The following is a 26,932-nucleotide window of genomic DNA, read 5'->3' as shown; positions in this document are numbered from 1 at the left end:
AGTCACGAGACGGCCAGCGAGGTGAAATATGGGCATGGCAGCACTGAGATTTGGTGGGGTTGCGGAGCGCGTCGGCGGACAGATGACACGCGCCCAGGCGGTCGGGCTGAGGAGCCTCGCGGAGGAGGCCTATCAGCCGAATCAGTACGCACGTGACCTGACGTTCGAGGAAGCCGAGCGGCGCATCAATGCCCTGAAGGCGGAAATCGCACTGGCGGACTCCTTCTGATTCTGAGCCGCCTGGCCCTTGGCGGCACCGGGCGGCGCAGCTAGAGCTGTTCCCGTCGTTATCGTCTGCCTGGAGAGCCTCGCGTGCTGGAACTTGAGAAGCGATCGCCGCTCGCGTTCCCAATCGCGTTGAAAGATGGCCGGATGCTCGAGACCGTCGGTGACGCTGCGGACTACCTGTCCAAGCTGAATTTGGATCAACGTGAACGCCCGCATTGGAGAATGGTGATCATGATGTTCAACAACGCGATGCGCGAACCGCGCTACCTGCGGACCGCGACCGTGAATCTCCGGTCGGCTCTGGTGTATGACCGCCTTGTCGAGGACACTGGTCACTGACTGTGGTGTTGCTGCTACAGCCGAATCAACTGCGGTTTCGTAATGGCATTTCCGTTATGGCCGCAAACAAGGTAACGGCGGTACACACCACGGCTTGACGCTGATCGCGCTTCAGCCGCCATCTGGGGCCGCCTCGGAGGGCGGCCCATTCTTTTGGGCACCCGCAGGACTGTCAGAGCATTTTGGCGCGGACAAACAGCGCGCGCAGCGCGTTGGTTGCCTGCACCGTGAGCATGGCATTGCCGGCCGCCTTCTCCAGCGCAACGACGGCATCATCGTGCAGCGAGCGGAATTCCATCCATTCGACGGAGTTGAGATTGGTGATGAAGCGATAGGCCTGGCCGACCGTCGCAAGCGTCACCGTCTCGCCGTTCAGCCTCACCTTGAATGTCGCCTTGAGCGGCGTATCGGATTTGGATGGATCACCCATGGCGCGGTTGTGCAATCTGCCGCGCCAATGTCAATCTAATTTCTTCGCTCCGGACTGCCACATTGGCCCCAATCGTCGCGATGTCTGTTAGCGTCGGGCGGGGAGTGATTCGTGCCTGATCTTGCCAACACAACCTATCTGGATGCGCTCAATCCCGAGCAGCGCCGCGCCGTCGAGCACGGCGTCGGGACTGATGGAACCATCGGGCCGCCGCTGCTGGTGATCGCTGGCGCCGGTTCGGGCAAAACCAACACCCTCGCCCACCGCGTGGCGCATCTGATCGTTGCCGGCGCCGACCCGCGCCGAATCCTGCTGATGACGTTCTCGCGGCGCGCCGCCGCCGAGATGGCCGGCCGCGTCGAGCGCATCGCGCGCCGTGTGCTCGGCGACCGGGCTTCCGTGATGACGGATGCGCTGAGCTGGGCCGGCACATTTCACGGCATCGGCGCACGCCTCCTGCGCGAGTTCTCCGAGCGCATCGGGCTCGATCCCGCATTCACGATCCACGACCGCGAGGATTCCGCCGACCTGATGAACCTGGTCCGCCACGACCTCGGCTTTTCCAGGACAGAGAGCCGGTTTCCCACCAAGGGCACCTGCCTCGCCATCTATTCGCGCTGCGTGAACGCGGAGATGCCGATCGAGGCGGTGCTCGGCCAGTTCTTCCCCTGGTGCTCAGGCTGGGCCGACGAACTGAAGCAACTGTTCGCGGCCTATGTCGAGACCAAGCAGCAGCAGAACGTGCTCGATTACGACGACCTCCTGCTCTACTGGGCGCAGATGGTCACCGAGCCAACCCTGGCGGACGAGATCGGCAACCGCTTCGACCACGTGATGGTCGACGAATATCAGGACACCAACCGCCTGCAGTCCTCGATCCTGCTGGCGCTCAAGCCGGCCGGCCGCGGATTGACCGTCGTTGGTGACGACGCGCAGTCGATCTATTCCTTCCGCGCCGCGACCGTGCGCAACATCCTCGATTTTCCGGGCCAGTTCAGCCCGGCAGCCGAGATCGTCACGCTCGACCGCAACTATCGCTCGACCCAGCGGATCCTCTCGGCGGCCAATGGCGTGATCTCGCTTGCGAAGGAACGCTTCACGAAGAACCTGTGGACCGACCGGACCTCGACGCGCAAGCCGCTGCTCGTCACGATCCGCGACGAGGCCGACCAGGCCCGCTACATCGTCGAGCAGGTGCTGGCGACCCGCGAGGAAGGCGCACTCTTGAAGCAACAAGCCGTGCTGTTTCGGACCTCCTCGCATAGTGGGCCGCTCGAGGTCGAACTCACTCGCCGCAACATTCCGTTCGTGAAATTCGGCGGCCTCAAATTCCTCGACGCCGCGCATGTCAAGGACATGCTGGCGCTATTGCGCTTCGTCGCGAACCCGCGTGACCGTGTTGCGGGCTTTCGCATCCTGCACCTGTTGCCCGGCGTCGGGCCAGCCTCGGCGCAGCGTGTGCTCGACCGCATGGCGGAGGCCGCGGATCCGATTGCCACGCTTGCCACACTGCCCTCGCCGCCACGGGCCGGCGCGGACTGGCGGCTGTTCGTCGAGGCGGTCGAGAACCTCCGCTACTCGGAATGGCCGGTCGACATCGAGCGTGCGCGCCTGTGGTACGAGCCACATCTTGACCGCATCCATGAGGACAGCGAGGTCCGCCGCGCCGACCTGATCCAGCTCGAGCAGATTGCGGCGGGTTATCCATCCCGCGAACGCTTCCTCACCGAGCTGACGCTCGACCCGCCGGATGCGACCAGCGACCAGGCCGGTGTGCCGCTGCTGGACGAGGATTACCTGATCCTGTCGACGATCCATTCGGCCAAGGGCCAGGAGTGGAAGTCCGTTTACGTGCTCAATGTCGTCGACGGCTGCATGCCGTCTGACCTCGGCGCCGGTACATCGGCGGAACTCGAGGAAGAACGCCGGCTGCTCTACGTCGCGATGACCCGCGCCAAGGATGATCTCCACCTCCTGGTGCCACAGCGCTTCTTCGTGCACGGCCAGGCCGCCAAGGGCGATCGCCACATGTACGCCTCGCGCACCCGGTTCATCCCGGAGAAGCTGCTGCCGATGTTCGAACGGATCACTTGGCCTCGCGCAGCCGCCGCGGAACCTTCTTCGGCAAACCGTGCCCCGGCGATCGATATCCGCTCCAGGATGCGCGGAATGTGGCGCTGAGCAACCCCAAAAGGAATTTTCAGGAGGGGCGGAACGAACCCGGCGCCATGGCTGTTGAATGATTCGTAATCGGCACACGACCATTCCCGATGGCTTCGACGCGTAGTCCTGAGGACGCGTCGAGGCCGTCGTTTTGTTGCTTCACGCCGGAAACAACGTCACCGGTTGATCAAAGCCCTTGAGGAGATGGTCCGAACCGTCGGCCGTGACCATCCCGCGGGTGCGGTCATGCACGGCCTTGGTGACGAGAATCTCGCCAGATCGTGCCACCGCCTGCGCGCGCGCCGCGCGATTGACGACGGTTCCAACGGCCGTCAGGTCGCGGTGGCTCTGGCCGAACTCCCCGAAGTTGGTCTCGCCGCTGTCGATCCCGATCCCTATTCCGATCTCGACATCGCCCGCACCGATGGAGCGAGCCAGTTCGGCGCGCCGGCGTCCAAAGCTTCGCTGGATTTCGCGGGCGGCCTGTAGCGCCTGCACCGGATGATCCTCCCGGCGAACCGGAAAATTGAAGATCGCAAACACGGCGTCGCCAATGGTCTTGTTGAGGATGCCGTCATAGCGCCAGATCGCGGCGGCACAATCGTCGTAGAATGCGTCCAGCAACTGCGTCAGCCCGTTCTGCGCGATGGTTTGCGTGAGCGCAGTGTAGCCGCGCAGATCGGCGAACATGATCGTGGCGTCGATGGTGACCGCGCGTGCCTTCATGATCTTCGAGAACGCCATCTCGCAGATCGTGCAGGTGTTCGGGTTCATGCGGCTCGGCTTGATGCCGAACAGCCGGAACGGTGCCGACAACGGTCCGCGCAGCGGGATCGGCATGTGCAGGTTCTGCCAGCAGCCGAGACACACTGATGCAGGCTCCGGAGTCATTGACGCACCTGCTCTTCCCGCCATAGGACCGGATCAGCTTAGCACCTTTATCGGCGTCCTGGCAGCCATTTGCCGATCGCCGTTCAGGCGATCGCCACGAAACTCACGCCGATCCGCGTTTTCTTGCTCCAGATCACCTGGCACTCGTAGACAACCGAGGCATCGTTGGCCAACACCAGCCGAAAGCGATGCGGGACGTAGGCCGGGTTCTCGACTTCGATGGCCGCTCCCTCAGGCGAGATGTTCACGATCACGCAATGCATGAGCGAACCGCCCGACGAAACATAGGCGGGCTCGTTGACTTCCGTTCGCGGATGTTTGCGCTTCTCGTCCATCCGGCTTGGCCTCGACCATCCACTCAGAGCCTTGGTGATCGGCACAGAATTAGTCAACGGCCCGCCCCATCACATCGGGCTTTCGCATCGCGATTTGTGCGCAGCAACACGCCGAATGCATATCGCTGGGCGCAGACGAGCCCCGCGCCAACTCCAGCTTGTCGTTCGCGACAGCGGAAGGATAGCCTCACACATCTGCGGTGCGACGGCGCGACGCCCGCCCTGAACAAGAACTGGCGCCAAGGGGAGACGCCATGTTCGAGATTCTCGATCGCCGGACGACTCTGACCGGCAACCAGATCAAGATCCTTGCCGCCGCTATCATCGGCGATGCCCTGGAATTCTTCGACTACTTTCTGATCGGCTTCGTGCTCGCCTTCCTGATCGGTCCGTGGAAACTCACCTTCGGCCAGTCCGCCACCGTGCTGATGAGTTCAGGCATCGGCGCCATTATCGGCGCCTTTCTCTGGGGCTGGCTCGCCGACCGGGTCGGCCGCCGCATCGTGTTCATCGGCACGGTGCTGAACTTCTCGATCGCGACCGGCCTGCTCTATTTCACTCCAGACAATGGCTGGATCTATCTGACGATCCTGCGTTTCTTCGTCGGCACCGGCGTCGGCGGGCTTTATTGTGTCGACCTGCCGCTGGTGCAGGAATTCATGCCCTCACACAAGCGCGGTTGGGTCGGCGGCCTTGTCACCTGTGTGATCCCGCTCGGCGTCGGAATTGGTGCTGTGCTGGGGGCGTTCGTGGGCACCGACCAGTGGCGGCTATTGTTCGCGATCGGTGTGTTGCCGTCGCTCCTGGTGCTGCTCGTGCGGCTCTGGGTTCCGGAATCGCCGCGCTGGCTGTGCCGGCAAGGACGCTATGACGAAGCCCGCAAGTCGCTTGCCTGGGCGTTGCAGGTACAACCATCGGAACTGCCATTGCCGACCGCGGCCGACGCCGGTCCGATCATCAAGACGGGTTGGCTCGACCTGTTCAAATATCCGCGCAGCCTGATCGTCTCCTGGCTCGGCAATGCCGGCGCGCAGACCGGCGTCTACGGTATTACGCTTTGGGCGCCCGCGCTGTTCGTGCTGCTCCTGAAGGTCACGCCGCAGGAAGCCGCCAAGATGATGGTCCTGCTCAGCATCTCCGGTTTCATCGGCCGCGTCGCGTTCTCCTATTTCTCTGAACTGTTGGGACGACGCATCGCGGGCGGCCTGCTCGGGTTCGGCGCCGGCGCGCTGACGATCATTGCCGGCTATCATTATGATGCGACGCTGTTCGGCATGTCGGCCTTCTGGCTGCTGCTGGCCGCCGCGTTCTTCTTCGCCGACGGCGGCTTTGCGATCGTCGGACCCTACGCAGCGGAGGTCTGGCCGTCGCACCTGCGCACCACGGGCATGGGCTCGGCCTACGGTTTCGGCGGCATCGGCAAGATCATCGGGCCGGTCGGCCTTGCCCTGATCGTCGGCTCGAACAACTACCTCAAGCCGGACGTGCCGCTGACCCAGATCCCGACCGCCTTCGTCTATCTCGGCTGCTGGTTCCTGATGGCGGGCGCCGTCTATTACGTCTTCGGCCTGGAGACCAGGGGCAAGTCGATCGAGCAGATTGACAAGGAGCTGAACGCAACGGCCGACGTCGCGGCCTCGGCGACGATCCGGCAAGCCTGATGAGGGAGGCGGACATGAGCGTGATATCGGCCGATCTTGTTGGCGATCGCGACGTGATCGCCTGTGCCGAGGCAATCCGGGCGGACGTAGCGGCTGCCTCCGATAACATCGAGATGACACGCCGGCTGCCGCCCGATTTGCTCGACCGACTGCATGAGGCACGGCTGTTCCGCCTGCTGCTGCCGCGCTCGTCGGACGGGATCGAGACCGATCCCGTCACCTTCTTTCACGTCATCGAGACCATCGCCAAGGCCGATGCCTCGACGGCATGGTGCCTGAGCCAGGCCGGCGGCTGCGCGATGTCCGCGGCCTATCTCGACCTGCCGGTCGCACAGGAGATCTTTGCCGATCCGCGCGCGGTGCTCGCCTGGGGCCCGGGGCCAAAGGTCAGAGCTGTCGAGTGCGAGGGCGGCTACCGCGTCACGGGCGTCTGGTCGTTCGCCTCCGGCGGCCGGCACGCCACCTGGCTCGGCGCCCACTGCCCGATCTACGCGGCCGACTGCTCGCCCAAACGGGATGCCAATGGTGAGCAGGTCGAGCGCACCATGCTGGTGCGGACTGAGGACGTCGAGTGGACCGACATTTGGAACACCGTCGGCCTGCGCGGCACCGCGAGCGACCAGTTCGCGCTGAATGATTTCTTCGTCCGCTCGGACCATTCGATCACCCGCGAGTTCGACCGCGAATGCCGCGAGGCCGGTCCGCTCTACCGGATGAGCGCGCACACCTGCTATCAGGTCGGCTTCGCCGGCGTCGCCTGCGGCATTGCCCGCAGCGCGCTCGACAATTTCGTCGACGTCGTCCGCAACAAGGTGCCGCGTGGCATGAAGAGCCCGATCCGCGACAATGCCGTGGTGCAGTCGGGCCTGGCGCAGGCCGAGGTCAATCTGCGCGCCGCCCGCGCTTTCCTGCTGCAATCGATGGCCGATATCTGGGAGGATCTGGTTGCCGGCCACAGCATCACGGTGGCGCAGCGCATGACCATCCGGATGGCGGCGACACATGCGATCCACAAGGCGCGGGAGGCGGTCGACTTCGCCTACAATGCCGCTGGCGCCACCGCGATCTTCGAGGGCCATCCACTCGAACGGCGCTTCCGCGACATCCATACCGTGACCCAGCAATTGCAGGGGCGGCTCAGCCATTTCGAGACCGTGGGCGCTTGGATGCTGGGCGCCGATGTGGACCTCGCCTTCGTCTAACCCGATTTCTCAAGGAGAAGAACCATGCCATTGGGCGGACTGCAGCATTACACCATCGAGCCGCAGGATCTCGAGAAGACCAAGGAGTTCTATTGCGACGTGCTGGGCCTGGAAAATGGTGATCGCCCGCCACTCGATTTCCCCGGCTACTGGCTCTATTCGGGCGGCCAGGCGACCGTGCACCTGATGGGCACCCGCAAGCCGCGCGAAGGCATCGTGGTGCGCGGCACCGAGAAGAAATACGAGGACACCGGCCGACTCGATCACATCGCCTTCGCCGCCACCGACGTCGACGGCGTCAGGAAGCGCCTGCAGGCCAGGCATGTCAAATTCCGCGAGCAGATCGTGCCGCGGACCGGCGACACCCAGATCTTCCTCTACGACCCCGACGGCATCGGCGTGGAGTTGAACTTCCCGAAGGCCTGAACAGACATCGTCGGACTACCTGCGCCTGATCGGCCGGCCCCGCTGTTTGCCGGTTTCGCGTCACCGGGAAGCCCCTGGTTCCCGACAAGACCCCAACTCGGCCACCAGTCGGGCGTGATCCGGTCCGCTTTTCTTCAAGATTGAATGACGAGGTGGCGGGGCCGCACCGCTGCGGCAGGATAGCCGGGAGTCGCGCCTTTAACCTACCCCAGGGCCTGGCGGCCCGGCTATTCGTCGCGGCCTGACCTGTTCGGCGTCAGTCGAGCCCGCGCTCGTGGCTGAGGCGCACCATTTCATTGATGAAGATTTGTTTCTGCTTCTCATCCAGGCTGGCGTAGAGCGGCTCGGCCGCATCGGCGACGTTGCGCTGATCGACGGCGCGATCGTTAAGGAACTGGGCCTCGTTGCGCATCTGCTCGATGATGTCGTCGGGCGGATCGCGTTGCGCCCGCGCGATGCGGAGATTGACGCGGTCGGCACCGTTGTGACCGAGATAGTGCATCGCGCTGCTGAATCCCAGCCAGTGCTTCTCCTGTTCCGGCGTGAGGTTCAGCTCCGTCTTGATCCGTTCGATGTTGGCGTCGCTGTTGGCGACGATCTGCTCGGCGGTGAGTTGCGGCACCCCCTCCTGGGTCGGGACGGCCGCTTGCTTCGCGCCCTTGTCTCGAGCAGTGTCTCTCGCAGTCTTGGCCGACTTCGGGCCCTTGGCGCCCTGCTTGTCTCTCGGCGCGCCCGACTGCGACTGCGCGCTCTTGCCGTTTGCCTTGTTGGGAGTGTCGGCGTTGTTGCCGGTGAATACCCCCGTGACCCCGGTCACCACCCCGACCACTCCTCCGATGGCGCCTCCCAGGACGCCGCCGACCGGTCCGGCGGCCTTTGAGCCTTCGCGCGCACCCTTTTCGACGCCCTGCACGATCTGCGCATCGACGATATGGGGGCCTGCAAACAGCGCAACGGTGGCCGCCGTGCCGACCGCGACGCACAGTTTCCACCACAGGCGCGGCTTCGCTACCGGGATGGGCATGATCGGGTCTCCGTGCTCGATGGTGGGATTGAAGGCTTCCAGTTCATGCAGGGGGACAATGCGGGTCGTCGACTGATCCCGACCTTATCGTTTCCAGCTTCGCCAAGTCTATTGGCGGCGACGCGCACGACGATGACGACATGCGGCGCCCGAACCGCCTTGCCGCTTGGCGAGGAACCTGCGGCTCAACCGCGCACCGCGCAAAGATGCGCGTGCCCCGGCTTCCGCGTGCGGCGCAGCATGATCGCAAAGGCCGCTGCAATCGAGCTACAATCGCAATCATGTGCGCTGCACTGCCTGCGATTTGACCACAACGTTAGTTCTATGCGTGCAACTCTGTGATTTCTCGACAGACGCCAGCAATTCTGTTCTGATCGGCAGCAACGAAATCTCTCGACGTCGCGCGAACGCGACGCACAATAACTAGCAATGAGATTTCCAAGGTCTTTTGTCCGTCGGCTCGCCAGGGAGGGAATGCCATGTCACGGAAGAAGCTTTCACGACGACAATTCGTTACTGCGACAGCGCTGTCATCGGCGGCGCTGATTACGGCCCCCTATGTCCGTGGCGCCTACGCTGCTGGGAAGCTCTCGATGGGTTTCTGGGACCACTGGGTACCGGGTGCCAACAAGGCCTCTACTGAGTTGGTCAACGAGTGGGCCGCGAAGGAGAAGGTCGAAGTCCAGCTCGACTACATCACGAGCCAGGGCAACAAGAACATCGTGACCATCGCCGCCGAGGCGCAAGCGAAATCCGGTCACGACATTTTCCAGATGCCGACATGGTGGCCGCAGTCCAACGCCGAGCTGCTCGAGCCCGTCAATGACATTATGGAGCCGCTGATCAAGCTGAACGGCGAGGTCAACGGCACCGTCAAGTATCTCGGCCAGGCCGACGGCAAGTGGCTTGGAGTTCCCGCCAGCGTCGGGAGCCAGATCAAAGGCCCCTGCTCGCGCATTGACCTGATGAAGAAGCTGGCCAACATTGACGTGCAGGCGATGTATCCGGCCGGAAGCCCGCCAAAAGCCGACAACTGGACGCTGGACACGTTCCTGAAGGCAGCGGAAGCTTGTCACAAGGGCGGCTACCCATTCGGCATCGGCCTCGGCGAGACCAGCGATAGCGTCGACACCGCAGGCGCGATCTTCCAGTCATTCGGCGCCCAGCTCGTCGATGCCAAGGGCAATCTGACGGTCAAGACCGATGCGGTGCGCCAGGCCCTCGACTTCTACAAGAAGCTGATCGCCTTCCTGCCGCCCGACGTCTCGGCCTGGGACGACGCTTCCAACAACAAATGGCTGGTGTCCGGCAAGGGCGCGATGATCATGAACCCGCCAAGCGCATGGGCGGTCGCCAAACGCGATGCGCCGCAGGTCGCGGCGCAATGCTGGACCCACGGCTTCCCAGCCGGCCCCAAGGGGCGCTTCGCCCCCTACCTGCCGTTCTTCTGGTCGATCTGGTCGTTCTCCAAGAACAAGGAGGCAGCCAAGAGCTTGCTGTCGTTCCTGTCGCAGCCGGCATCGATCGAGAAGATGGTGATCGCAAGCGGTGGCTATGATCTGCCGGCCTACGAGAAGCTCACGACCTTGAAGGTCTGGGCGGAGGAAGAGCCGCCGAAGGGCACGCTCTACCACTACCCGAACCCCTACCACCATCAGACGCTGTCGATTGCGGCCTCGCCCGCACCGCCCAAGGTCGCACAGCAAATCTACTTCCAGGCCACGCTGACCAAGATGTGCCTGAGATATTATCAGGGTGAGAGCATGGAGAGCACGCTCGCCTGGGCCGAAGGCGAGTGCGAAGGCTTCATGCGAAGCTGACGACAACCCGAGTCCTCGCGACGGCCTGCGACGTCGGCCGTACGAGGGCTCACCTTCGCATTCCGGCCGCCGCATCGGCGGCCGGTCCTACAACCGACCGCGCAAGGGACCTGCGTCATGGTTGATATCACTTTGCGATCGAACCGCGTTGCGACAGCTGCGCGCAGGCGCACCGGCTTACGCAACGCGCTGCGGCGCAAGTCGATGGTCGCGTTCCTGATGACGCTGCCTTTGATCCTCCTCGTTGGCGTACTGGTGCTTTATCCGGCCCTCTATTCCCTGCACCTGGCGACGCTGAACAAGGCGATGACGAAATTCGTCGGCTTTGGGAATTTCGAGTTCCTGTTCAAGCGCGACACCTTCTGGCTGGTGGTCAAGCAATCCTGCATTTTCGCCATCTCGGCGGTGATCTTCAAAGCGCTGATCGGCTTCATCGTCGCGCATTTCGTGCACAACGTGCCGGCCAAGAAGCAGCGGAAATGGCGCGGCATGCTGCTGGTGCCGTGGGTGATCCCGCCGGCGATGAGCACGCTGGCCTGGCTCTGGCTGTTCGATCCCTCTTACAGCGCGTTCAACTACACGCTCTCGTTCTTCGGCATCGGACCTATCCCGTGGACCGGTGACGCAATGTGGGCGCGCTTCTCCGTTATCCTGGTCAACGTCTGGTACGGCGCGCCGTTCTTCATGATCATGTATCTGGCGGCGCTGAAATCGGTGCCTGAGCAGCTCTATGAGGCGGCTGCCATCGACGGTGCCAATTGGTGGCAGCGTATCTGGTACGTAACGCTGCCGATGATGCGCAATATCATAGCGATCACGACTCTGTTCTCGCTGATCGTGACCTTCGCCAATTTCGACATCGTGCGCATCCTGACTGCCGGCGGTCCGCTCGACCACACCCACATCTTCGCGACCTGGGCGTTCCGCGTCGGCATCGAGGGCAGCGATATTCCGCTCGGCGCCAGCGTTTCGCTGTTCATGGTGCCGATCCTGGCGATCGCGGCGATCTTCATACTGCGCGACGTCACCAAACGCGGGAATGAAGCCTGATGAGCACGGTCACGATCGACAAGTCCGGTCCCCGACGGAAGGTCAAATACGGCAGCATGAGCCGCGATCGCGCCTGGGCGCTGCGCTGGTCCTATTTTTTCCTGGTGCTGTTTGCGATCTTCTCGCTGACGCCGCCGCTCTACATGCTGATCACCTCGCTGAAGAGCAGCGCCGAGATCTCGGCGGCGACCAATCCGTGGTGGGTCTTTCATCCGACGCTCTCGAACTATATCGAGCTCCTGAGCTCGAACCAGTTCCTGCGCTTCTTCTGGAATTCGGCATGGGTCTCGATCATCGTGGTGACCATCACCATGCTGATCAGCGTGCCGGCAGCCTTCGCGCTGGCGCGAATGAAGTTCTGGGGGTCGGCCACGCTCGCGACCGGCGTCTTCCTCACCTATCTCATTCCGGACAGCCTGTTGTTCATTCCGCTGTTCAAGATGTTCGCGCAGTTCGGCGACTGGACCGGCATCCAGCTCGTCAACCGCTGGTATGTTCTGCTGTTCATCTATCCGACGCTGACGGTGCCGTTCTGCACCTGGATCATGATTGGCTATTTCGCCTCGATCCCGAAGGAGCTCGATGAGGCTGCTATCATCGACGGCGCGAGCTGGTTCCAGACGCTGACGCGGATCTTCATCCCGGTCGCGCTGCCCGGCTTGATCGCGGCGACGATCTTCGCCTTCACCGTGTCCTGGGCGCAGTTCCTCTATCCGCTGGTGTTCACCACCTCGACCGACCAGCTCGTGCTGCCGGTGGGCATCATCACGACCCTGATCAAGGGCGACGTGTTCAACTGGGGTCAGATCATGACCGGCGCCCTGCTCGGCGCCGCGCCGCCACTGATCATCTACGCCTTCCTGATGGACTACTACATTGCCGGCCTGACCGCCGGTGCGACAAAGGGTTGAACTCATGGCTGACGTTACGTTGCGCAAGGTGGTGAAACGTTATGACGACGTCGAGGCGGTGCGCGGCATCGACCTCGACATCGCCGACCATGAGTTCGTGGTGCTGGTCGGACCGTCCGGCTGCGGCAAGTCGACCACGTTGAGGATGATCGCCGGCCTTGAGGACATTTCCGACGGCGACATCATGATCGGCGGCGACGTCGTCAACGACGTGCCGCCGAAGGACCGCGACATCGCGATGGTGTTCCAGAACTACGCGCTCTACCCGCATATGACGGTCGCCGAAAACATGTCGTTCGGGCTGCGGCTGAAGCACTATCCGAAGGCAGAGATCAAGACCCGGGTCGCCGAAGCCGCGCGCATGCTCGACATCACCGACCTGATCGACCGCAAGCCGAAGCAGCTCTCCGGCGGCCAGCGCCAGCGCGTCGCGATGGGGCGGGCGATCGTGCGCAATCCGAAGGTGTTCCTGTTCGACGAGCCGCTGTCCAACCTCGACGCCAAGCTGCGCGTGCAGATGCGGATCGAGATCAAGAAAGTGCACCAGAAGGTTCGCACCACGACCGTCTACGTCACCCACGACCAGGTCGAGGCGATGACGCTGGCCGACCGCGTGGTGGTGATGAACCACGGCCGCATCGAGCAGATCGGCACGCCCAACGAGCTCTATCACAAGCCGGCGACCCGGTTCGTTGCGAGCTTCATCGGCTCGCCGGCGATGAACTTCGTGCCGTGCCGACTCGAAGACGACGCAGGCAGGTTGCAGGTACGGCTGACCGACCGCCTCGCCTTCCCGCTGCCACCGCAACGTGCGGCCCGCTACCAGGCCGTGCCGCGAACCGACCAGTTGCTGCTGGGCATCCGGCCCGAGCATCTCGCCGAGTCCAGGCCGCATGCCGAGCCCGGCGTCGAGCCGTTCGACGCGATGCTCGACGTCACCGAGCCGATGGGCATGGAGACCCTGGTCTACTTCACGCTCGACGGCACCCAGATCTGCGGCCGGGTCAGCCCCAATGCCGGCGCGCAGGATGGCAGCCCGCTCCGATTGGCTGTGGACCTCAACAATATGCATTTGCTAAACGAGGTGACCGGCGCCGTCCTTTGACGGCGCAAAAGAAACCTCAAGGGCAGGAAATGGCCACCAACAAGAACAAGATTTTCGTCACCCAGACATTGTCGCCGGGGGCACGCGCTCTCCTCAACGAGCGGGACGACATCGAACTCGTCGAATTTCCGAACCTGATCTCCGCCAAGGATTTCCAGGCCATGCTGGAGCAGCACGCGCCCGTCCACGGCGTGGCGCTCGGCGCGACCCGCTTCGGCGAAGCTGAGCTCGAAGCATCCAAGGACATGAAGGTGGTGACGCGGATCGGCGTCGGTTATGACGCCGTCGACGTGCCCGCGCTGTCGCGCCGCAAGGTGCCGCTGATGGTCGCGGGCACCGCGAACTCCCCGTCGGTCGCCGAACACGCGCTGTTCATGATGCTGACGCTGGCCAAGCGCGCGCAGGAAATGCACGCCATGGTGAAGGAAGGCACCTGGGCGAGCCGCCTCGGCGTGCTGCCGTTCGATCTCTACGGCAAGACGGTCCTGATCGTGGGCTTCGGCCGCATCGGCACGCGCACCGCCAAGCGCTGCCTGGCAATGGAAATGAATGTGCTGGTGTACGATCCCTACAAGCCCGCCAGCGAGATCACGGCCGCCGGCTGCGAAGCGGTGCCGGACCTCGACGCGGCGCTGCCGCGCGCGGATTTCGTCACCATCCACTGCCCGAAGGCGCCGGAGACGGTCGGCATGTTCAACGCGGCCCGGCTCAGGCGCATGAAGCCGACCGCCTACCTCATCAACACCGCGCGCGGCGGCATTGTCGATGAAAAGGCGCTGCACGACGCGCTGGTGTCGGGCAAGCTCGCGGGCGCCGGCCTCGACGTGTTCGAAGTCGAGCCGCCGCCGGTTGGCCAGCCCCTGCACAGCCTGCCGAACGTGATCATGGCGCCGCATGTCGCCGGCGTCACGGTCGAGGCGGTCGATCGGATGAGCGAGCAGACGGCGCGCAATATCCTGAGCGTTCTGGACGGCAATCCGCTGCGCCAGAACGTGATCAATCAGGACGTCCTCGGCTGAGTTTCAGTCTCCCTTGTTCGCGCCGCGGCCGATCCGCTAGGTCGGCCCGGCAATGCGGAGCATCCATATGGGTTTCAAGGAATTCGGCAACTACGACGCGGTCGGTCTCGCAGGGCTCGTCAGCAAGAAGGAGGTGACCCCAGAGGAGCTGCTCGACGAGGCGATCGCCCGCACGGCGAAGGTCGATCCGCAGATCAACGCGGTCGTTGTCAAGCATTACGATTACGCCGAGCGCCAGATCGCCAAGGGTCTGCCTGACGGCCCCTTCACCGGCGTGCCGTTCCTCCTGAAGGATCTCGATCCGCTCGAAGGCACACGCACGACGTCGGGCGCCAGCGTGCTGAAAGACTTCGTCGCCGATCACAACAGCACGCTGGCCCAGCGCTTCCTGGAGGCCGGCGTCACGATTTTCGGCAAGAGTTCGAGCCCGGAATTCGGGCTGATGCCGACGACGGAAACCCGCCTGTTCGGACCGACCCGCAACCCATGGAATCTCGATCATTCCTCGGGCGGCTCGTCCGGCGGCGCGGGCGCGGCGGTCGCGGCGCGCATCCTGCCCGTGGCGCATGCCAGCGACGGCGGCGGCTCGATCCGAATTCCCGCCTCCGCCTCGGGCGTGTTCGGCATGAAGCCGACCCGGGCGCGCAACCCGGTCGGCCCCGACCGCGGCGAAGGCTGGGGCGGCTTCTCCGTCGGCCATGTGCTCAGCATCAGCGTCCGCGACAGCGCGGTCATGATGGACGCGGTACACGGTCCCGAACCGTCGAGCCCCTATGTCGCACCGCCGCCGGAGCGGCCGTTCTCGCAGGAGGTTGGCCGCGACCCCGGCCAGCTCCGCATCAGCTTCACCGACAAGTCGCCCTACGGCGATGCGATCGATCCCGAGATTGCCGCCGCAGTCCGCGATGTCGCCAAGCTCCTGGCGGGCCTCGGCCATCATGTCGAAGAGCGTGCGCCCGTGCTTGCCGCCGATCCGGCTCCGGTGATGACCGCGATCGTCGGCGGCAACACGGCGTTGACGGTGCGGCTGCTCGAGCAACGTCTCGGCCGCGCCCTGACCTCCGACGATGTCGAGCACCTCACGCTCGCCAGCGCGCAGAATTCACTCAAGCTGACACCGGCGGACTATGTCGCCGCGCAGCTTGCCGCGTTCCAGATTTCACGCGGGCTCGCAACCTTCTTCGAGGGCTGCGACGTCTTCCTCAGCCCGACGCTGTGCGCGCCGCCGCTCCGGCTCGGCGAGTTGAACACGATGTCCGAGGACTTGAGCCACATCGCGCCGATCCTGCGCCGCTACATGCCGGGCACCTCGATGTTCAACATGTCCGGCCAGCCTGCGATGTCGGTGCCATTGGCCTGGAACAAGGCCGGGCTCCCTCTCGGCATGATGTTCGCGGCCAGGCTCGGCGAGGAAGGACGGCTGTTCCGTCTGGCCGGCCAGCTCGAGCAAGTCCGCCCGTGGCGGGACAAGCGTCCGCCGGTTTGTGCGTAGGCTGACAAAGGGCAGCCAAGTCAGGTAGATAGAAGTCGCGCCGGCAAACCCGGCCAACGCCTTGCCTGGAGACCGAACCGTGCCTCACGACGACCCGACCGACAATGCGCTTGCGGCGATCGCGAGCATTCTCGATCAGACGACGACGCCTCCCGGACCGGCCAAGGCGGCGGACAATCCACCGGCCACAGTCGAGGAGCCACCGCCCGCAGTCGAGGAGCCGCCGGCGACCGTGACAGTGCCCCCGCCTCTGCCGCAGTCAGACGAGCCCTTGCCGAGCGAGCCCACGCAGAGCGAGCCGGAGCCGAGCGAAGCAGAGCAGATCCAACCGGAGCAGATCCAACCGATCGAGGCCAAGGTCCAGCCGATTGAGGCCAATGGCTATTCCAAAACCGGCCCTGGCCCGATGGCTGCGCTTCGCTTCCGCTGGACGGTGCGCGAGGACGGCGGCCGCTACTATGTCGACGAGACCTTTGGTGAGGGATCGACCCCGCTGGTCAGCGGTCCAATGGAGGCGGCCGCCGCGATCAAGTTCGTCGACGATCGCGAGGCCGATGCACGGCAGCGCTTCGAGCATTTCAAGCAAGAGATGATCAGCCGGGCGGCCCCCGCCAGCCTCGTACCCAGGGACGACAGCGAGGCCTAGGCTTATAGAGATCGGTGCCGGCCATTGACCGCTAGCGATGCCGGCGCGAGCCGGTCGCTGCGATGATCGGAATTGACGGAGAAGTTGATGTTTCGTGCATTGGTCGGCCTCGCGATGGCTATGCTCTTGTCTGTGGCTCACGCGCAGCAAGCGCCGTCTCGCCTCGACGACATCCTCAAGCGCGGCACGCTGCGCGTCGGCATGACCGGCGACTACCTGCCCTTCACCTATCTCGACAAGGAGACGAAGACGTTCCGCGGCTTCGACGTCGACATGGCGCAAGCGCTCGGCAAGGCGCTCGGCGTCAAGGTCGAATTCGTGCCGACGTCCTGGCCGCAGATGATGAAGGATTTCGAGGCCGACAATTTCGATGTTGCGATGGGCGGCGTCTCCATCACCTTCGACCGGCAGAAGAAGGGCCTGTTCTCGACCCCGATCATGCGCGAGGGCAAGACGCCGATTGCGCGCTGCGCCGACAAGGACAAGTACGAAACGCTCGCCGAGATCGACAAGCCGGGCACCCGCGTCATCGTCAACCCCGGCGGCACCAACGAGCGCTTCGCGCGCGCCAACGTGAAGAGCGCCGATATCCGCGTGTTCAACGACAACACGAAGATCTTCGACGAGATCGCCAAGGGCGACGCCGACCTGATGATGACCGACGCATCCGAGACGCGCTATCAGCAGAAGCTGCATCCGGGCGTGCTCTGCGCGGTGCATCCCGACAAGCCGTTCGACTTCGCGGAGAAGGCCTATTGGCTGCAGCGCGACGTGGCGCTGAAGGATTTCGTGGATCAGTGGCTGCACATCTCAAAGGAAGACGGCACCTACAGGAAGATCTACGCCGCATGGTTTGAATAGGCAGCCGAAGCGCACGGCTTCCGGCGGCCAGACCTGGACGTGGTCGAATGTCGTAGCCCGGATCGAGCGCCGCGCAATCCGGGCTACCGGTCGGCGGCTCAGCCGACCTTGCCGTTGTATTCCTCGTCGGTGACGTGCTCCATCCAGGTCGAGTAGACGCCGTCAAGCGCCTCCTGCATGGCGATATGGGTCATGCTGTTGCCAGGCGACGCGCCATGCCAGTGCTTCTCGTTCGGCGGAATCCAGACGACGTCGCCGGGGCGGATCTCCCTGATAGGCCCGCCCTTGGCCTGCACGCGGCCGATGCCTGATATCACGTAGAGCGTCTGGCCGAGCGGATGGGAATGCCAGGCGGTCCGCGCGCCGGGCTCGAACGACACGCGCGAGGCGTTGAGCCGCGCCGGCGCAGGCGCCATGTTGATGGGATCCTGCAGCACGGTGCCGGTGAAATTCTCCTTCGGCGCGCGGCGGGTCGGCCGCGAGCCGGCAACGTGGATATCCATGGGCTTACCTCGCTCTCCTGAAGTTATTTCTTGCTTGCGGCGTAGCGCGCCTTGGTCTCGGCGTTCATCGGATAGAGGCCGGGCAACTGGGCGCCGTTGTTCACCTCATTGACGATCCACGCCTCCATCCGTTCCTGCTCCGGCCCTTCGGCCAGCACGTGGTCGAGGAACGCCTGCGGGATCAGCACCGCGCCATCCTGGTCGGCGACCACGATGTCGTTCGGAAACACGGCAACGCCGCCGCAACCGATCGGTTCACCCCAGCCGACGAAGGTCAGGCCCGCCACCGAAGGCGGCGCCGCATAGCCGTCGCACCACACCGGAAGGCCCGTGCCGAGCACGCCCTCGACATCGCGCACGACGCCGTCGGTGATCAACGCGGTCACGCCGCGCTTGACCATGCGGGCACACAGAATGTCGCCGAAGATGCCGGCATCGGTGATGCCCATGGCGTCGACCACGGCGATGCAGCCTTCCGGCATGGCTTCGATCGCGGTCCGGGTCGAGATCGGCGACGACCAGGATTCCGGCGTCGCCAGATCCTCGCGAGCCGGGACGAAGCGCAGCGTGAAGGCGGGTCCGACCAGCCGCTTTGCGCCCGGCCGCAGCGGCTTGGTGCCGCGCATCCAGACGTTACGCAGGCCCTTCTTGAGCAGGACCGTGGTGATGGTGGCGGTGGAGACGTGCGACAGGGTCGCAATTGCTTCGGCAGACAGGGACATCGGGACTTGAGGCTCCGGTGGGAGGAAACAGTGGCCGCATCTTGCGGGGCAAAGTCCTTGCGTCAAGGGCCGTGCGGAAATCCTGCGATCATCCAAATTTATCGCCGGCATGCCGATTAATTTATTGAAGTTGCTGCATCATTTTGCACCCGGCGAATTCCGTTTCGCCCTAAAACACGCTAGCTTGATGCGCGACGAGTTTGCTTGACCTATGGCCGAACCTTTAAGCCCTCCCCGCCTTTTGCCGAGTGGCGACAGCGCCATCACGGTGGAATTCAGCCGCACCATCGACGATGCCGCCAACCGGCGGGTGCTGGCGCTCGACCGCATCATCGCCGCGGAGCCGATCGCGGGCATTACCGAGACCGTGCCGACCTACCGCTCGCTGCTGGTGCATTACGATCCGGTGCAGATCGGCTTCGACGCGCTCGGCGAGCAACTGCTCGCGCAGGCGGCCAAGGCGCTGCCGACCGCGGCCGGGAAGCGGCGCTGGCGCATCCCCGTCGCCTATGGCGGCGAGAACGGCATCGACCTCGAGGACGTGGCGAAGGCGCTCGACACCACGCCCGAGGACATCGTCGCGCGTCACACAGCCGGCGACTATCGCGTCGCGATGATCGGCTTTACACCCGGCTGGTCCTATCTGAGCGGCCTGGAAAAGTTCCTGCATATGCCGCGCCGGAAGGACCCGCGGCTGCTGACCCCGGCGGGCACGATCTCGATCGGCGGCATTCAGACCGGCGTGCAGTGCCTTGCCGGCCCCAGCGGCTGGCACCTGCTCGGCCGCACTGCGGTGAGAACCTACCAGCTGCATCGCGATCCGATCTTCCTGCTGGAGCCGGGGGACGCCATCACCTTCACGGCAGTGGACGCCAAGACATTCGCGGAACAGGACCGCGCCGCCGAGGCCGGCGAGTTCATCGCCGAACTGGTGACGCCATGAGCAAGCTCGTCGTCACCACGATCGGCCCCGCGAGCTCGGTGCAGGACGGTGGGCGCCCGGGATCGCAGCGCTACGGCCTGACGCCCAGCGGCGCGATCGACCGGCTGGCGCTGGCTGCCGCCAACGCGCTGGTCGGCAACGAGCCGTTCGCGGCTGCGGTCGAGATCGGGCCGTTCGGCGCCGCCTTCACCGCACGCGGCGGCGCGGTGCGGGTGGGACTTGCGGGTGCGCCACGCAGTGCCGAGATCGGCGGCCGCGCGATCGCCTTCAACAGTTCGGCGACGCTGGCGGACGGCGAAACCCTCACGCTTGGCTTTGCCCGCGGCGGATCGTTCAGCTATCTCGCGATCGAGCACGGCATCGAAGGTGAGCCGATGTTCGGCAGCCTCGCGGTCAATGCCCGTGCCGGGCTCGGAAGCCCCTACCCGCGGCCGCTGCAGAATGGCGACGAGCTGACGACACAAGCCGCGAGCCGCGCCGCCGAGCGCCGGATCGAGCTGCCGGCGATCAATGACGCGCCGATCCGCATCGTGTTCGGACCGCAGGACGACGAGTTCTCCGGGGAGAGCAAGAAGCTGTTCCTCGACAGCGAATGGAAGATATCGGCCACCAGCGACCGCATGGGCTATCGCCTCGAAGGTCCCGTCATCAAGCATCTCGACGGCCACAACATCGTGTCCGACGGCACGGTGAACGGCAGCATCCAGATCCCGGGCAATGGCCAACCGATCGTGCTGATGCCGGACCGCGGCACCAGCGGCGGCTATCCGAAGATCGCGACCGTGATATCGGCGGATTTTTGCCGCTTCGCGCAGATCTCCGCCGGCCGCCCGTTCCGCTTCAAGGCCGTGACGATGGCGGAGGCGCAGGCGGAAGCAAGAAAGTTCCACGAGCTGCTGCGCTCCCTGCCCGACCGGCTGCGCGGCAGCGAGGATTTCGGCCTCAACATCGAGGCGCTGAGAGATGCTAACGTCGCAGGTCAGGCGGTCAGCGCCGTCGACGCCACGACCTGGCAGGCTGCCGAACCCGCGTCCGGCTAGATCAACACCAACAACAACGGATCGATCGTCATGACCTCAACCATCGACCTCAATTGCGATCTCGGCGAAAGCTTCGGCCCGTGGGAAATGGGCAATGATGCCGCGATGATCGAGCTTGCAACCTCGGTCAACGTCGCCTGCGGCTACCATGCCGGCGACGCCGACATCATGCGCCACACGGTCGAGCTGGCGAAGGCGCGCGGCGTCAGCGTCGGCGCGCATCCCGGTTATCGCGACCTGCACGGCTTCGGCCGCCGCCCGGTGCCCGGGCTGAAGTCATCCGAAATCGAGAACCTCGTCGCCTATCAGATCGGCGCGTTGCAGGCGATCGCGACCGCCGCCGGCCACAAGGTCACCCATGTCAAGGCGCACGGCGCGCTCTCCAACGTTGCCTGCGAGGACGACATGACGGCGAAGGCGATCGCCAACGCGATCAAGGCGGTCGACCCCAGCCTGGTCTTCGTTGTGCTCGCGAATTCGAAGCTGGTGCGCGCCGGTGAAGCCGCCAATCTGCGGATGGCGCATGAGGTGTTCGCCGATCGCGCCTATGAGAACGACGGCAACCTGGTCTCGCGCAAGAAGCCCGGCGCGGTGCTGCACGATCCCAAGGCGATCGCCGACCGCGTGGTGCGGATGGTGCAGGACGGCGCTGTGGTGTCGGTCACCGGCAAGGTGATCAAGATGCAGACCGATACCGTCTGCATCCATGGCGACACGCGTGGGGCCGTCGAAATCGCGCGCGGCGTCCGCGAGGCGCTGAAGAATGCCGGCATCACGGTCGCGCCGTTCAAGACCGCGCATTGAATTGCCTGCAAGCAAAAAGGGGCCGGCGCTCCCGCCGGCCCTTTTAGATTCCGTGAAGAGTTTTCCCAAACCCAAACTTGCCGATTGGCTGGTAGGTGCAGCTTCCGAACCTTGATAGTCCTCTTGGGAAATTGGGTACGAAAGCATGTTCCGCACCACTCTCTCCTTTAGCCTTGCCGCGGTTGCCACGGCCGCTCTCACCAGCGCAGCGTCCGCCGGCTGCTACAGCTGCTATGCGCCGCCGCCGCAGCCCTGCACGACGTGCTATCAGGTGCAGACCGTGCCGCCGCAGTATCGCACGGTGCAGGAGACCGTGATGGTGGCGCCCGGGCGCGTTATCGCGCATCGCACGCCGGCGCAGTATCGCACCGTGATGGTGCCGAGGACGGTGATGGTCGCTCCCGAAGGCGTCGCCTATGAGCGTATCCCGCCGCAATATGCCACGCGTGAACGCGTTCAGATGGTCTCGCCGGGCTATTCCTACTACGCGCCGGTCACCCCGACCTGCGGCACCTGCGGCGGCGGATACAGCTACGGATACGGTTACGACTACAGCCACTAAAGCAAGATGAGTTTGGATCGAATCGGTTCGGCGACGGACTCGCTTTACCTCTCCCCGACGGGGAGAGGTGAATCTCCGTTGCCGTTCCAGCTCAACCTAGTCTCATCACGCCTTAATCATCGTCACACGCTCGAAAAACAAAACGCCGCCGCCCGAGCGCATCGGGCGGCGGCTTTTCAATATCTCGAAACCTTAGAACGGACGAACGGACAGCGTGCCGAACACGATCGCCGCGATCACTGCAAAGGCGCCGTAGAGCGCCGCAGTGTGAATGCTGATCCCCGTCTTCCGTGAAATGTTCCGCGCGTAGAGATGCAGGCGGGCTTCCGCCGATAGTTCGCGCATGGTGGATCTCCAACGCCCCATTTGGAAGCTTATCGAATATCGTTCACGCGTTGATTCAAGCGGGGCGCGAAAATAGCGATGCCGCCACCGTCATGGAGTCGGTCGCGAGCAGAAACTACTCCGCTATTGGCTCATGTGAGAATATTATTCGCCCGAATTCGAGGCGCCGGGAACCGGTCTCATACGCGTCCTGCTGGAACCGGCCCATCTTCCTCAGGTCGGCGACGATTCAAGGCTTCCAGCGCCCGATCTTGAAGGCGGCCAGATGACCGGGAACGTCGTTGGGATCGAATGGCGGACCGGCAAAGGCGCCGATGGGATTGGCGGCCCCCGCCTGGCGCCCCGATCCGGCGTCGTAAAGATCCGGCCTGAACACGGCCATGGCAGCCTTCAGCGCATCCTGCTTGAAGGGCGCCTGCCCCCAGCGGACCATCTGCGCATAGAGCCAAGCTGCCTGCGCCGGATCGGGCCGCGCCGCGGCCTCGCGGCCGACCAGCAGGTAGCGGCGGCTTTCGCGTATCGTGCCGTCAGGTGAAACCTTCAGCCGGCCGTCAAGTGTCCGCTGTATGACGCTGGCGTCAACGCCGATCCGCTCCGGCTGCGCAAGGATACTCGCCACCTCGGACCGGTTCTGCGGGTCCTCAATGAATTCGGCGGCACGCAGATGCGCACGCAGCAGCGCCGCCACCACGTCGGAATGCTTCTCCGACCAGTTCTGGCGCACTGCCAGCACCTTCTCCGCCGCGCTGAGCAGGATGTCGGCGGCGAAATGCAGGATGTGGCCGATGCCACGATCAACCGCGATCGAATTCCAGGGAGCGCCGACGCAGAACGCATCGACGTGTCCATTGGCAAGGCTGTCCACCATATAGGGTGGTGGCAGCACCACGAGTTGGACGTCCTCGTCGGGATCGACGCCGCCGGCAGCCATCCAGAACCGCAATTGATAATTGTGGGTCGAGAACGGAAAGGTCATGCCGAACGTCAACGGCTCGGCCCCACTCTTCCGCCGCTTCGCCACCAAGCGGGCGAGCGCGCGGGACGTGACCATCGGATCGACGCGATCGCCGTCGATCTCTTCCATCAAGGCGGCGTACAGCGCCGGCGATACGGTGATCGCATTGCCGTTGAGCCCGAGATTGAACGGGGCTGCAATCGGGACCTTGACGTGACCGAGCCCAAGGCTCGAGGCGATCGCGACCGGCGCCAGCAGATGCGCGGCATCGAACAGCCCGATATTGAGCTTGTCGCGGACATTCGACCAAGAGACCTCCCGCACTAGGGTCACGTCCAGCCCTTCGGCAGCCGTGAACCCCTTGTCGGCGGCGACAATCAGCGCGGCGGCGTCGACCAGCGGAATGAAGCCGATGCGCAATGGTGTGGTCATTTCAGCAGCTCCGACGCCGTCAGGATCGATTGCGCAATCTCCCCGATCTTCTTTTTCTCGCGCATGGCGGTCGAGCGCATCAGCACGTAGGCCTCCTCCTCGGTCAGCCCCTTCATCTTCATCAGGATGCCCTTGGCACGGTCGATCACCTTGCGCTCCTCCAGCGCATGCTTGGTGCGGTCGAGCTCGTCCTGCAGCTTGGCAAAGGCGTTGAAGCGGGAGACGCAGAGATCGAGGATCGGCTTGATGCGCTCCTTCTTCAGGCCGTCCACGATGTAGGCGGAGACGCCCGCATCCACCGACGCCTGGATCGAGGCGGAGTCGCTCTGGTCGACGAACATCGCGATCGGGCGGCGCACCGCGCGGCTGACCTGGAACATCTGTTCCAGCACGTCGCGGCTCGGGTTCTCGAGGTCGATAACGATGATCTCAGGGTCGAGCGCATAGATCCGCGCCAGCAGGCTCTGCATCTCGCTGATATGGACGACCTCCGAATAGCCCGCCTCCCGCAGCCCCTCCTCCAGGATGGCCGCACGGATCGGGCTTTCGTCGACTATGACGATCTTGGGAGACGTCTCAACGTTCATCGACCACCGAGCATGATGCGATCCGATTGGATCGTATCATGCTCTCATCCTCCTGTTTGGACGCGCTTTCTTCACGTGAACCGGTACCCACTTCGCTCGAAAACACCATCGCAAATCCCGGCAAGCCGCATCCATAACACGCCGATTGCGCCCGGAAAGGGTTGTAATTCTCGGCAATTGGGACTAGCTCCTGCCCATCAATCAGGCAGATTCAACCTATGCAGCAGGCCGCCGCGCCGAAAGTGAGCTTTGTTTCCTTGGGATGCCCCTGAGACAACGAATGTAAGCTTTGCGATCCGCCCACTCCCCGCAGTAGTCTACAATCTTCGGAATCGTGGAGAACACGATGCTTAGTGAACTTCGAACACTGGAGCAGATTGACGGGCAGGATTGGGGAGAGCCTGAAACGGCTCCGACGGGCATGGTGGCGAGATGCCTGCGTTTGCGTCGAACGCCGTTGAAGGACTTGACCGCGAGCGACTTGCGTTTGCTGGTTGGTCAGCAGATCGGCTTAAGAACACTGGTTCCGAAAGCACTCCAGTTGGTTTCAAACGAGCCGCTGCTGGAAGCGGACTTTTATCCCGGTGATCTACTGTGCGCCTTGTTACGTATCGACAAGGCCTATTGGTCAGACAGCTCAGTCGAACTCGGACAGCTCGTGTCGATTGCTCGGGCTGTCATGCCCCGTGGCGGCCGGATTGCCGATGAGTGCCAATCATTCTTGACGGAAGCCTGATGTACGCAGCGTCGAGTGGGCCACCGGTGAGGCCCATTTGTAGCCCATCGTGTTAGCTGACAGATGTCCGCTCTTGCGCCGCTTGGTGGGTGTTGAGCAGACGTTCAACCAGCATGGCCGGTAGCGAATCGTCATCGTTTCGCTAGCTCAACCAGCTACGAGCTCCATCAGGAAGCTTCAATCCGTCCAGACGCCCTCCGTAGCGGTTGAATTTTTCTATCGGATCAATTAGTTGGATCGCATATCCGAACAATTCAGATGCAGGTTCCAGGCGATTACATGGAAAGAGCGCCGCGTATTTCTTTTACCAGCCTAGGTTGCCCCAAGGCCTTGGTCGATTCCGAGCGCATCATCACGAGATTGCGCGCGGAAGGCTATGAGCTCGCGCGCAAGCATGACGGCGCCGACATCGTGATCGTCAATACCTGCGGATTCCTCGACAGCGCCAAGCAGGAATCGCTCTCGGCGATCGGCGAGGCCATGGCTGAGAACGGCAAGGTGATCGTCACCGGCTGCATGGGCGCCGAGCCCGAGCAGATCGAGACCGCCTATCCCGGGGTGCTCTCGATCACCGGCCCGCAGCAATATGAGAGCGTGCTGGAGGCCGTGCACCGGGCGCTGCCGCCGGTCCACAATCCGCATCTCGACCTGGTGCCGCCGCAGGGCGTGAAGCTGACGCCGCGGCACTACGCCTATTTGAAGATCTCCGAAGGCTGCAACAACCGCTGCAGCTTCTGCATCATCCCGAAGCTGCGCGGCGACCTGGTCTCCCGCCGGGCGGATGACGTGCTGCGCGAGGCCGAGCGGCTGGTGAAGGCCGGCGTCAAGGAGCTGCTGGTCATCTCGCAGGACACCTCGGCCTATGGTGTCGACCTGAAGTATGCCGAGAGCCCGTGGCAGGACCGCAGCGTCCGCGCCAAGTTCTTCGATCTCGCGAAAGAACTCGGCGAACTCAGCGCCTGGGTGCGGTTGCAATATGTCTATCCCTATCCGCATGTCGACGAGGTCATCGACCTGATGACCGAGGGCAAGGTGCTGCCCTATCTCGACATCCCCTTCCAGCATGCGAGTCCGGATGTGCTGCGTGCAATGAAGCGGCCGGCCGCGCAGGAGAAGACGCTGGCGCGGATTCAGAAATGGCGCGAGCAGTGCCCGGACCTGACGCTGCGTTCGACCTTCATCGTTGGCTTCCCCGGTGAGACCGATTCCGATTTCGCCTATCTGCTCGACTGGCTCGAGGAAGCCCAGATCGATCGTCTTGGTTGCTTCAAATACGAACCGGTCGCCGGCGCCGCCTCGAACGCGATTGCCAATGCCGTGCCCGACGAGGTCAAGCAGGAGCGCTGGAACGCGCTGATGGCGCGCCAGCAGAAGATTTCGGCAAGGCGCCTGAAACGCAAGGTCGGCACCCGCCAGCAGGTGATCGTCGACGAGATCGGCCCGACCGTCGCTAAGGGCCGGTCAAAGGCCGACGCGCCGGAGATCGACGGCGCCGTCTATCTCTCCAGCCGCCGCCCGCTCAAGGTCGGCGAAATCGTCACCGCAAAGATCGAACGCTCCGACGAATACGATCTGCACGGCAGCGTCGCCGGATTCTGACGCTTGACATCTGCCGGCGTTCGGCTGTATGGGCCTGCGCCATGAAGCTGAACCGGACCAACCGCCGCGCCATCTGCCGTCGTCGTACCAACGACGATGAT

Annotated in this window: 29 protein-coding genes; 20 read left to right on the top strand and 9 right to left on the bottom strand. The window is 63.9% G+C overall.

Annotated features, from left to right (window positions below):
- The first annotated feature begins 34 nt into the window (after positions 1-34).
- Positions 35-229 (top strand): DUF3072 domain-containing protein, encoded by a 195-nt coding sequence (locus tag MTX19_RS19630; RefSeq protein ID WP_280978898.1) that lies wholly within the window; start codon positions 35-37, stop codon positions 227-229.
- An 83-nt stretch (positions 230-312) separates the two neighbouring features.
- Complete coding sequence (locus MTX19_RS19625; RefSeq protein WP_280978897.1) at positions 313-567, top strand: hypothetical protein; 255 nt, start codon at positions 313-315, stop codon at positions 565-567.
- Between the two features lie 172 nt (positions 568-739).
- Here the strand turns inward: MTX19_RS19625 and MTX19_RS19620 are convergent, their stop codons facing one another.
- Complete coding sequence (locus tag MTX19_RS19620) at positions 740-997, bottom strand: hypothetical protein (protein ID WP_280971558.1); 258 nt, start codon at positions 995-997, stop codon at positions 740-742.
- A gap of 111 nt (positions 998-1,108) precedes the next feature.
- On the opposite strand from MTX19_RS19620, the gene MTX19_RS19615 reads away from it, so the two are divergent.
- Positions 1,109-3,178 carry an ATP-dependent helicase gene (locus tag MTX19_RS19615; RefSeq protein ID WP_280978896.1) on the top strand — a complete coding sequence of 690 codons (2,070 nt, stop codon included), beginning with the start codon at positions 1,109-1,111 and terminating at the stop codon, positions 3,176-3,178.
- A gap of 141 nt (positions 3,179-3,319) precedes the next feature.
- On the opposite strand, the gene MTX19_RS19610 is transcribed toward MTX19_RS19615, so the two are convergent.
- Both MTX19_RS19610 and MTX19_RS19605 read right to left on the bottom strand, forming a co-directional pair.
- Positions 3,320-4,051 carry an adenylate/guanylate cyclase domain-containing protein gene (locus MTX19_RS19610; RefSeq protein ID WP_280978895.1) on the bottom strand — a complete coding sequence of 244 codons (732 nt, stop codon included), beginning with the start codon at positions 4,049-4,051 and terminating at the stop codon, positions 3,320-3,322.
- An 83-nt stretch (positions 4,052-4,134) separates the two neighbouring features.
- Entirely contained in the window at positions 4,135-4,386 is a 252-nt protein-coding gene (locus MTX19_RS19605; RefSeq protein ID WP_280978894.1) for a PilZ domain-containing protein, read from the bottom strand.
- Between the two features lie 254 nt (positions 4,387-4,640).
- Between MTX19_RS19605 and MTX19_RS19600 the strand changes: the two genes are divergently transcribed.
- Genes MTX19_RS19600 through MTX19_RS19590 form a run of 3 tightly spaced genes read left to right on the top strand, consistent with a single transcriptional unit; the run spans position 4,641 to position 7,675 of the window.
- Positions 4,641-6,047, top strand: coding sequence for an MFS transporter (locus MTX19_RS19600; RefSeq protein WP_280978893.1), 1,407 nt, complete (start codon positions 4,641-4,643; stop codon positions 6,045-6,047).
- 14 nt (positions 6,048-6,061) lie between these two features.
- Positions 6,062-7,249: an acyl-CoA dehydrogenase family protein gene (locus tag MTX19_RS19595; protein WP_280978892.1), complete on the top strand. Its 1,188-nt coding sequence runs from the start codon at positions 6,062-6,064 to the stop codon at positions 7,247-7,249.
- Positions 7,250-7,273: 24 nt separating this feature from the next.
- Positions 7,274-7,675: a VOC family protein gene (locus tag MTX19_RS19590; protein WP_280978891.1), complete on the top strand. Its 402-nt coding sequence runs from the start codon at positions 7,274-7,276 to the stop codon at positions 7,673-7,675.
- A 256-nt stretch (positions 7,676-7,931) separates the two neighbouring features.
- Here MTX19_RS19590 and MTX19_RS19585 read toward each other — a convergent pair whose 3' ends face one another.
- Positions 7,932-8,699 carry a Spy/CpxP family protein refolding chaperone gene (locus tag MTX19_RS19585; protein ID WP_280978890.1) on the bottom strand — a complete coding sequence of 256 codons (768 nt, stop codon included), beginning with the start codon at positions 8,697-8,699 and terminating at the stop codon, positions 7,932-7,934.
- Positions 8,700-9,178: 479 nt separating this feature from the next.
- Between MTX19_RS19585 and MTX19_RS19580 the strand changes: the two genes are divergently transcribed.
- From MTX19_RS19580 to MTX19_RS19545, 8 genes are all read left to right on the top strand, one after another.
- On the top strand, positions 9,179-10,519 hold the full coding sequence (locus MTX19_RS19580; protein WP_280986117.1) for an extracellular solute-binding protein: 1,341 nt from the start codon (positions 9,179-9,181) through the stop codon (positions 10,517-10,519).
- Between the two features lie 117 nt (positions 10,520-10,636).
- Positions 10,637-11,569, top strand: a complete 933-nt coding sequence (locus tag MTX19_RS19575; protein WP_280978889.1) for a sugar ABC transporter permease — start codon at positions 10,637-10,639, stop codon at positions 11,567-11,569.
- Positions 11,569-12,480, top strand: a complete 912-nt coding sequence (locus MTX19_RS19570) for a carbohydrate ABC transporter permease (RefSeq protein ID WP_280971548.1) — start codon at positions 11,569-11,571, stop codon at positions 12,478-12,480. Before MTX19_RS19575 ends, MTX19_RS19570 begins: the two co-directional genes overlap by 1 nt.
- Positions 12,481-12,484: 4 nt before the next feature.
- Positions 12,485-13,585 (top strand): sn-glycerol-3-phosphate ABC transporter ATP-binding protein UgpC, encoded by a 1,101-nt coding sequence (gene ugpC / locus MTX19_RS19565; RefSeq protein ID WP_280978888.1) that lies wholly within the window; start codon positions 12,485-12,487, stop codon positions 13,583-13,585.
- Positions 13,586-13,614: 29 nt separating this feature from the next.
- Positions 13,615-14,604 carry a hydroxyacid dehydrogenase gene (locus tag MTX19_RS19560; protein WP_280986116.1) on the top strand — a complete coding sequence of 330 codons (990 nt, stop codon included), beginning with the start codon at positions 13,615-13,617 and terminating at the stop codon, positions 14,602-14,604.
- Positions 14,605-14,671: 67 nt separating this feature from the next.
- Positions 14,672-16,096: an amidase gene (locus MTX19_RS19555; RefSeq protein ID WP_280978886.1), complete on the top strand. Its 1,425-nt coding sequence runs from the start codon at positions 14,672-14,674 to the stop codon at positions 16,094-16,096.
- A gap of 79 nt (positions 16,097-16,175) precedes the next feature.
- A complete protein-coding gene (locus MTX19_RS19550; RefSeq protein WP_280978885.1) occupies positions 16,176-16,742 on the top strand; it encodes a hypothetical protein in 567 nt (188 codons plus the stop codon).
- Between the two features lie 87 nt (positions 16,743-16,829).
- Complete coding sequence (locus tag MTX19_RS19545) at positions 16,830-17,603, top strand: transporter substrate-binding domain-containing protein (protein ID WP_280978884.1); 774 nt, start codon at positions 16,830-16,832, stop codon at positions 17,601-17,603.
- Between the two features lie 98 nt (positions 17,604-17,701).
- Here MTX19_RS19545 and MTX19_RS19540 read toward each other — a convergent pair whose 3' ends face one another.
- The gene (locus MTX19_RS19540) at positions 17,702-18,106 is read right to left on the bottom strand and encodes a cupin domain-containing protein (protein WP_280971542.1); all 405 of its coding nucleotides are present in this window, start codon (positions 18,104-18,106) and stop codon (positions 17,702-17,704) included.
- A gap of 23 nt (positions 18,107-18,129) precedes the next feature.
- Positions 18,130-18,828, bottom strand: coding sequence for a ribonuclease activity regulator RraA (locus MTX19_RS19535; protein WP_280971541.1), 699 nt, complete (start codon positions 18,826-18,828; stop codon positions 18,130-18,132).
- 211 nt (positions 18,829-19,039) lie between these two features.
- Between MTX19_RS19535 and pxpB the strand changes: the two genes are divergently transcribed.
- From pxpB to MTX19_RS19515, 4 genes are all read left to right on the top strand, one after another.
- Positions 19,040-19,771, top strand: coding sequence for a 5-oxoprolinase subunit PxpB (pxpB, locus tag MTX19_RS19530; protein WP_280978883.1), 732 nt, complete (start codon positions 19,040-19,042; stop codon positions 19,769-19,771).
- On the top strand, positions 19,768-20,811 hold the full coding sequence (locus MTX19_RS19525; RefSeq protein WP_280978882.1) for a biotin-dependent carboxyltransferase family protein: 1,044 nt from the start codon (positions 19,768-19,770) through the stop codon (positions 20,809-20,811). The genes pxpB and MTX19_RS19525 overlap by 4 nt, the downstream gene beginning before the upstream one ends.
- Before the next feature lie 30 nt (positions 20,812-20,841).
- The gene (locus tag MTX19_RS19520) at positions 20,842-21,615 is read left to right on the top strand and encodes a 5-oxoprolinase subunit PxpA (protein ID WP_280978881.1); all 774 of its coding nucleotides are present in this window, start codon (positions 20,842-20,844) and stop codon (positions 21,613-21,615) included.
- A 145-nt stretch (positions 21,616-21,760) separates the two neighbouring features.
- Positions 21,761-22,177, top strand: a complete 417-nt coding sequence (locus tag MTX19_RS19515) for a hypothetical protein (protein WP_280978880.1) — start codon at positions 21,761-21,763, stop codon at positions 22,175-22,177.
- Positions 22,178-22,369: 192 nt separating this feature from the next.
- On the opposite strand, the gene MTX19_RS19510 is transcribed toward MTX19_RS19515, so the two are convergent.
- From MTX19_RS19510 to MTX19_RS19500, 3 genes are all read right to left on the bottom strand, one after another.
- Positions 22,370-22,522, bottom strand: coding sequence for a hypothetical protein (locus MTX19_RS19510; RefSeq protein WP_280978879.1), 153 nt, complete (start codon positions 22,520-22,522; stop codon positions 22,370-22,372).
- Between the two features lie 229 nt (positions 22,523-22,751).
- Positions 22,752-23,909, bottom strand: coding sequence for a CmpA/NrtA family ABC transporter substrate-binding protein (locus MTX19_RS19505; RefSeq protein ID WP_280986115.1), 1,158 nt, complete (start codon positions 23,907-23,909; stop codon positions 22,752-22,754).
- Complete coding sequence (locus tag MTX19_RS19500; protein WP_280971534.1) at positions 23,906-24,496, bottom strand: ANTAR domain-containing protein; 591 nt, start codon at positions 24,494-24,496, stop codon at positions 23,906-23,908. Before MTX19_RS19500 ends, MTX19_RS19505 begins: the two co-directional genes overlap by 4 nt.
- A 346-nt stretch (positions 24,497-24,842) precedes the next feature.
- On the opposite strand from MTX19_RS19500, the gene MTX19_RS19495 reads away from it, so the two are divergent.
- Positions 24,843-25,232, top strand: coding sequence for a contact-dependent growth inhibition system immunity protein (locus tag MTX19_RS19495; protein ID WP_280978877.1), 390 nt, complete (start codon positions 24,843-24,845; stop codon positions 25,230-25,232).
- A gap of 279 nt (positions 25,233-25,511) precedes the next feature.
- Positions 25,512-26,831, top strand: a complete 1,320-nt coding sequence (gene rimO, locus MTX19_RS19490) for a 30S ribosomal protein S12 methylthiotransferase RimO (protein ID WP_280986114.1) — start codon at positions 25,512-25,514, stop codon at positions 26,829-26,831.
- The last annotated feature ends 101 nt before the right edge of the window (positions 26,832-26,932 follow it).

This window comes from Bradyrhizobium sp. ISRA464 (genome assembly GCF_029910095.1).
Lineage (GTDB): Bacteria > Pseudomonadota > Alphaproteobacteria > Rhizobiales > Xanthobacteraceae > Bradyrhizobium.
Note: the sequence above shows the minus strand (reverse complement) of the source record. Positions and strands in the feature narration are given on the sequence as shown.

Coding starts and splice junctions, on each gene's coding strand:
- MTX19_RS19630 (WP_280978898.1), top strand. CDS start 35: ATGGCAGCACTGAGATTTGGTGGGGTTGCGGAGCGCGTCGGCGGACAG.
- MTX19_RS19620 (WP_280971558.1), bottom strand. CDS start 997: ATGGGTGATCCATCCAAATCCGATACGCCGCTCAAGGCGACATTCAAG.
- MTX19_RS19610 (WP_280978895.1), bottom strand. CDS start 4,051: ATGACTCCGGAGCCTGCATCAGTGTGTCTCGGCTGCTGGCAGAACCTG.
- MTX19_RS19605 (WP_280978894.1), bottom strand. CDS start 4,386: ATGGACGAGAAGCGCAAACATCCGCGAACGGAAGTCAACGAGCCCGCC.
- MTX19_RS19600 (WP_280978893.1), top strand. CDS start 4,641: ATGTTCGAGATTCTCGATCGCCGGACGACTCTGACCGGCAACCAGATC.
- MTX19_RS19595 (WP_280978892.1), top strand. CDS start 6,062: ATGAGCGTGATATCGGCCGATCTTGTTGGCGATCGCGACGTGATCGCC.
- MTX19_RS19590 (WP_280978891.1), top strand. CDS start 7,274: ATGCCATTGGGCGGACTGCAGCATTACACCATCGAGCCGCAGGATCTC.
- MTX19_RS19585 (WP_280978890.1), bottom strand. CDS start 8,699: ATGCCCATCCCGGTAGCGAAGCCGCGCCTGTGGTGGAAACTGTGCGTC.
- MTX19_RS19580 (WP_280986117.1), top strand. CDS start 9,179: ATGTCACGGAAGAAGCTTTCACGACGACAATTCGTTACTGCGACAGCG.
- MTX19_RS19575 (WP_280978889.1), top strand. CDS start 10,637: ATGGTTGATATCACTTTGCGATCGAACCGCGTTGCGACAGCTGCGCGC.
- MTX19_RS19570 (WP_280971548.1), top strand. CDS start 11,569: ATGAGCACGGTCACGATCGACAAGTCCGGTCCCCGACGGAAGGTCAAA.
- ugpC (WP_280978888.1), top strand. CDS start 12,485: ATGGCTGACGTTACGTTGCGCAAGGTGGTGAAACGTTATGACGACGTC.
- MTX19_RS19560 (WP_280986116.1), top strand. CDS start 13,615: ATGGCCACCAACAAGAACAAGATTTTCGTCACCCAGACATTGTCGCCG.
- MTX19_RS19555 (WP_280978886.1), top strand. CDS start 14,672: ATGGGTTTCAAGGAATTCGGCAACTACGACGCGGTCGGTCTCGCAGGG.
- MTX19_RS19545 (WP_280978884.1), top strand. CDS start 16,830: ATGTTTCGTGCATTGGTCGGCCTCGCGATGGCTATGCTCTTGTCTGTG.
- MTX19_RS19540 (WP_280971542.1), bottom strand. CDS start 18,106: ATGGATATCCACGTTGCCGGCTCGCGGCCGACCCGCCGCGCGCCGAAG.
- MTX19_RS19535 (WP_280971541.1), bottom strand. CDS start 18,828: ATGTCCCTGTCTGCCGAAGCAATTGCGACCCTGTCGCACGTCTCCACC.
- pxpB (WP_280978883.1), top strand. CDS start 19,040: ATGGCCGAACCTTTAAGCCCTCCCCGCCTTTTGCCGAGTGGCGACAGC.
- MTX19_RS19525 (WP_280978882.1), top strand. CDS start 19,768: ATGAGCAAGCTCGTCGTCACCACGATCGGCCCCGCGAGCTCGGTGCAG.
- MTX19_RS19520 (WP_280978881.1), top strand. CDS start 20,842: ATGACCTCAACCATCGACCTCAATTGCGATCTCGGCGAAAGCTTCGGC.
- MTX19_RS19515 (WP_280978880.1), top strand. CDS start 21,761: ATGTTCCGCACCACTCTCTCCTTTAGCCTTGCCGCGGTTGCCACGGCC.
- MTX19_RS19510 (WP_280978879.1), bottom strand. CDS start 22,522: ATGCGCGAACTATCGGCGGAAGCCCGCCTGCATCTCTACGCGCGGAAC.
- MTX19_RS19505 (WP_280986115.1), bottom strand. CDS start 23,909: ATGACCACACCATTGCGCATCGGCTTCATTCCGCTGGTCGACGCCGCC.
- MTX19_RS19500 (WP_280971534.1), bottom strand. CDS start 24,496: ATGAACGTTGAGACGTCTCCCAAGATCGTCATAGTCGACGAAAGCCCG.
- MTX19_RS19495 (WP_280978877.1), top strand. CDS start 24,843: ATGCTTAGTGAACTTCGAACACTGGAGCAGATTGACGGGCAGGATTGG.
- rimO (WP_280986114.1), top strand. CDS start 25,512: ATGGAAAGAGCGCCGCGTATTTCTTTTACCAGCCTAGGTTGCCCCAAG.